Source organism: Bifidobacterium pluvialisilvae, from assembly GCF_019331695.1.
Taxonomy (GTDB): Bacteria; Actinomycetota; Actinomycetes; order Actinomycetales; family Bifidobacteriaceae; genus Galliscardovia; species Galliscardovia pluvialisilvae.
This window is the reverse complement of the sequence record NZ_JAHBBI010000019.1, coordinates 1-5,534: the sequence shown is the minus strand read 5'-3', so window position 1 is coordinate 5,534 and position 5,534 is coordinate 1. Positions and strand designations below refer to the sequence as shown.

The window sequence follows — 5,534 nt, the reverse complement described above, 5'->3', positions numbered from 1 at the left end:
TTGCGGCGGTGTGCTACTCTCCCACACCCTGTCGGGTGCAGTACCATCGCCGTGCCGGGTCTTAGCTTCCGGGTTCGGAATGGGACCGGGCGTCTCCCCCGGGCCATGACCGCCGCAAAATCTGTTTTTCTCTTATGAAGCGCATGTCCCCATGCGCCTGTCCCGGCGGGTCGGGGACCGGACAGCGGACGCGCCTGTGATTCCTGTTTCGCCTGTCGATCCGGTTGTGGCATGGGATGATGCTCCGTGCCGTCGGTCGTCGCGCAGCGCCCGCCGCGGCCGTGGCCGTCGCCGGGATGAGAAGTATTGATGTTGCCTTTCGGCCGTTAGTACCGGTCGGCTCCACCCCTCGCGGGGCTTCCACCTCCGGCCTATCAACCACGTGTTCCACATGGGGCCTCCAACAGGTCAAGCCTGCACGGAATGCTCATCTTGGAGAGGGCTTCCCGCTTAGATGCTTTCAGCGGTTATCCCATCCGAACGTAGCCAACCAGCCACGCCACTGGCGTGACGACTGGCATACCAGAGGTTCGTCCACCCAGGTCCTCTCGTACTATGGGCAGGGCTCCTCAGCATTCCAACGAGCGCAGAGGATAGAGACCAAACTGTCTCACGACGTTCTGAACCCAGCTCGCGTGCCGCTTTAATCGGCGAACAGCCGAACCCTTGGGACCTGCTCCAGCCCCAGGATGCGACGAGCCGACATCGAGGTGCCAAACCATCCCGTCGATATGGACTCTTGGGAATGATCAGCCTGTTATCCCCGGGGTACCTTTTATCCGTTGAGCGATGCCGCGCCCGTGCGCCGGCACCGGATCACTATCTCCGACTTTCGTCCCTGCTCGACCCGTCGGTCTCACAGTCAAGCCCGCTTGTGCGATTGCACTCGACACCCGATTGCCAACCGGGCTGAGCGGACCTTTGAGCGCCTCCGTTATCCTTTGGGAGGCAACCGCCCCAGTTAAACTACCCGCCAGGCACTGTCCCTGACACGGATGACGTGTCGAGGTTAGACGCCAGACATGGACAGAGCGGTATTTCACATTGCGGCTCCACGGATGCTGGCGCACCCGCTTCGAAGCCTCCCGCCTATGCTACACAGTCCACGCCTAACGACAATACCAAGGTATAGTAAAGGTCCCGGGGTCTTTTCGTCCTTCTGCGCTTAACGAGCATCTTTACTCGTACTGCAATTTCGCCGAGCTCCTGGTCGAGACAGTGGGGAAGTCGTTACGCCATTCGTGCAGGTCGGAACTTGCCCGACAAGGAATTTCGCTACCTTAGGATGGTTATAGTTACCACCGCCGTTTACCGGGGCTTGAATTCACCGCTTCGCCGAAGCTGACGGATCCTCTTAACCTTCCGGCACCGGGCAGGCGTCAGAGCGTATACAGCGGCTTGCGCCTTCGCACGCTCCTGTGTTTTTGGTAAACAGTCGCTACCCCCTGGCCTGTGCCACCCCCAACCGCTCCCCGGGCAAGCCGGTTCACCGTCGGGGGTCTCCCTTATGCCGAAGGCACGGGAGCAATTTGCCGAGTTCCTTGACCAGGATTCTCTCGATCGCCTTGGTATTCTCTACCTGACCACCAGTGTCGGTTTAGGGTACGGGCGCCCGTGCACCTCGCGCCGAAGCTTTTCTCGACAGCATCGGATCACCGGATATCGGGGCCGAAGCCCCCCATCATCACGCCTCGGACTGATGCCACACGGATTTGCCTGCATGGCGTCCTGCGCGCTTGACCACGGAAAACCACCTCCGCGGCCGGCTGCCGTTCTGCGTCACTCCCGCGCTATCCTACTGCCCGGCGGATCCCAACGGCCAAGGCATCCGAACCCCGAAGGGAACGTCAGCCAGGGACGGAGGTTAGCAACCGGGTCTCGGACCTGACGGTCCACGGCCGGTACGGGAATATCAACCCGTTCATCCATTCGACTACGCCTGTCGGCCTCGCCTTAGGACCCGACTCACCCAGGGACGACGAACGTGGCCCTGGAACCCTTGGTCATCCAGCGTGGGGGATTCCCACCCCCATCTCGCTACTCATGTCTGCATTCTCACTCCCATGAAGTCCACGGCGGGCTTACGCCGCCGCTTCGCCCCTCATGGGACGCTCTCCTACCCAGCCTCACGAAGAGACTGCCGCGTCTTCGGTGGCGTGCTTGAGCCCCGCTACATTGTCGGCGCGGAACCACTAGACCAGTGAGCTGTTACGCACTCTTTCAAGGATGGCTGCTTCTGAGCCAACCTCCTGGCTGTCTATGCGACTCCACATCCTTTCCCACTTAGCACGCGCTTGGGGACCTTAGACGACGGTCAGGGCTGTCTCCCTCTCCACGACGGAGCTTATCCCCCGCCGAGTCACTGCCAGGATACACATCACGGGTATTCGGAGTTTGGCTGCTGTCGGTACCCGATACGGGCCCTCAAGCATCCAGTAGCTCTACCCCCCGGACGCAATCACCTGACGCTGCACCCAAATGCATTTCGGAGAGAACCAGCTATCACGGAATTTGATTGGCCTTTCACCCCCAGCCCCAAGTCATCCCCCCAGTTTTCAACCTAGGTGGGTTCGGCCCTCCACGCGGTCCTACCCGCGCTTCAGCCTGCTCAGGGCTAGATCATCCCGCTTCGGGTCCAGGGCATGCGACTCAAACGCCTTATTAGGACTCGCCTTCGCTACGCATCCGCCACACGGCTTATGCTCGCCACACACCACTGACTCGCAGACTCATTTTTCGATAGGCACGCCGTCACCCCGAAAGGCTCCGACGGTTCGTAAGCGCACGGTTTCAGATACTATTTCACTCCCCTCCCGGGGTGCTTTTCACCTTTCCCTCACGGTACTAGTGCACTATCGGTCGCACCGGAATATTCAGGCTTACCCCACGGTCGGGGCAGATTCACACGGGATTCCACGAGTCCCGCGCTACTCGGGAGCAGACATCGGCAGGCGGCGTGCGACCGACTACGGGGCCATCACCCTCTACGGCCGGGAATTCAATCCCGTTCATCTAGCACGACGCTTTATCACTGCCGCCCGGCCCGTCGGAACCGGGACAGCCTGTCCCACGACACCGGCGCCGCAACCCCCGACGGGTATCACACGACACCGGTTTAGCCATCATCCGCTTTCGCTCGCCACTACTCACGGAATATCCTTTCCTGCAGGTACTGAGATGTTTCACTTCCCTGCGTACCCCCCGCATCAAGCGGTGCCAGCCCATCAAGACTGGCGGGTTTCCCCATTCGGACACCCTCGGATCAAAGCCCTGTCGGCGGCTCCCCGAGGCCTATCGCGGCCCCACACGTCCTTCATCGGTCCAGTGCGCCAAGGCATCCACCATACGCCCTTGCAAGCAACACCACCCAACGGCGGCGACACCCGCAACAAGCAGCTGCGAACAACCGGACAACACATCAACACATCATCAATGATCACAAACGATCGACCAGACCCCGAAACAGGGTCCGGCGAAAAAGAAAATCACAGCAAAGCAGACCACACGACCCCACCAGGGGACCACGCGATCCACTCGCGTCCACTATCCAGTTCTCAACCCACCGGCCACACGCCACACGACCCACCACGGCGAAACCCGCCGGGCCACACGGCATGGGCACCAGACCAACCCGCGAAGGGTGACGGCCCGGGAGCCCAAAAGCATGCCCCATACCACCGAAAAGCAATGACCGCTCCACACCAGAAGACCCACGCGCCGGAGGAACATCCCCCGACCGGGGCGCGACCCACGCCACAAAACCACGGCGCGGGATTTGCAAAGTGATCTCCGTAGAAAGGAGGTGATCCAGCCGCACCTTCCGGTACGGCTACCTTGTTACGACTTAGTCCCAATCACGAGCCTCACCTTAGACGGCTCCATCCCAGGAAGGGTTAGGCCACCGGCTTCGGGTGCTGCCCACTTTCATGACTTGACGGGCGGTGTGTACAAGGCCCGGGAACGCATTCACCGCGGCGTTGCTGATCCGCGATTACTAGCGACTCCACCTTCACGGAGCCGAGTTGCAGGCTCCGATCCGAACTGAGACCGGTTTTCAGGGATCCGCTCCGGCTCGCGCCATCGCATCCCGCTGTACCGGCCATTGTAGCATGCGTGAAGCCCTGGACGTAAGGGGCATGATGATCTGACGTCATCCCCACCTTCCTCCGAGTTAACCCCGGCGGTCCCCCGTGAGTCCCCGCCATGACGCGCTGGCAACACAGGGCAAGGGTTGCGCTCGTTGCGGGACTTAACCCAACATCTCACGACACGAGCTGACGACGACCATGCACCACCTGTGAACCCGCCCCGAAGGGAAACCACATCTCTGCGGTCGTCGGGAACATGTCAAGCCCAGGTAAGGTTCTTCGCGTTGCATCGAATTAATCCGCATGCTCCGCCGCTTGTGCGGGCCCCCGTCAATTTCTTTGAGTTTTAGCCTTGCGGCCGTACTCCCCAGGCGGGACGCTTAACGCGTTAGCTCCGACACGGAACCCGTGGAAAGGGCCCCACATCCAGCGTCCACCGTTTACGGCGTGGACTACCAGGGTATCTAATCCTGTTCGCTCCCCACGCTTTCGCTCCTCAGCGTCAGTTACGGCCCAGAGACCTGCCTTCGCCATCGGTGTTCTTCCCGATATCTACACATTCCACCGTTACACCGGGAATTCCAGTCTCCCCTACCGCACTCAAGCCCGCCCGTACCCGGCGCAGACCCACCGTTAAGCGATGGGCTTTCACACCGGACGCGACGGGCCGCCTACGAGCCCTTTACGCCCAATAATTCCGGACAACGCTTGCGCCCTACGTATTACCGCGGCTGCTGGCACGTAGTTAGCCGGCGCTTATTCGAAAGGTACACTCACTTGCGCTTGCTCCCAAACAAAAGCGGTTTACAACCCGAAGGCCGTCATCCCGCACGCGGCGTCGCTGCATCAGGCTTGCGCCCATTGTGCAATATTCCCCACTGCTGCCTCCCGTAGGAGTCTGGGCCGTATCTCAGTCCCAATGTGGCCGGTCGCCCTCTCAGGCCGGCTACCCGTCGAAGCCACGGTGGGCCGTCACCCCACCGTCAAGCTGATAGGACGCGACCCCATCCCATACCGGAAAAACCTTTCCCACAACCCCATGCGAGGAAGTGGAACATGCGGCATTACCACCCGTTTCCAGGAGCTATTCCGCAGTACGGGGCAGGTCGGTCACGCATTACTCACCCGTTCGCCACTCTCACCAACCAGCAAGCTGGTCGGATCCCGTTCGACTTGCATGTGTTAAGCACGCCGCCAGCGTTCGTCCTGAGCCAGAATCAAACCCTCCACAAAAAAACTCTTGTGAAAAGCCGAACATTCGACTCGAAAAAAAAGAAAAAGACGGCAAAACCAGCCAGCCGAAACCAGCCGATCTCGCACAATCAAAAACAGACGACCAGCCAACCACCCCAAAAACAAGGCGGCAAACCAGCCATCAACTGGCAATCAAAAACAATTCAGTAGTACAAAACACGCTCTTGAGTTCTCAAACCACCACCACACCAG

At 60.3% G+C, this 5,534-nt stretch carries 3 rRNA genes; all 3 read right to left on the bottom strand.

The features are described 5' to 3' along the window. Positions 1-117: ribosomal RNA gene (rrf, locus tag KIH77_RS10355) — 5S ribosomal RNA — on the bottom strand. A 189-nt stretch (positions 118-306) separates the two neighbouring features. Beyond that, positions 307-3,365 (bottom strand): 23S ribosomal RNA (locus tag KIH77_RS10350). Between the two features lie 430 nt (positions 3,366-3,795). Continuing rightward, positions 3,796-5,321: ribosomal RNA gene (locus KIH77_RS10345) — 16S ribosomal RNA — on the bottom strand. Together the 16S, 23S and 5S rRNA genes form the textbook arrangement of a ribosomal RNA operon. Positions 5,322-5,534 lie beyond the last annotated feature (213 nt).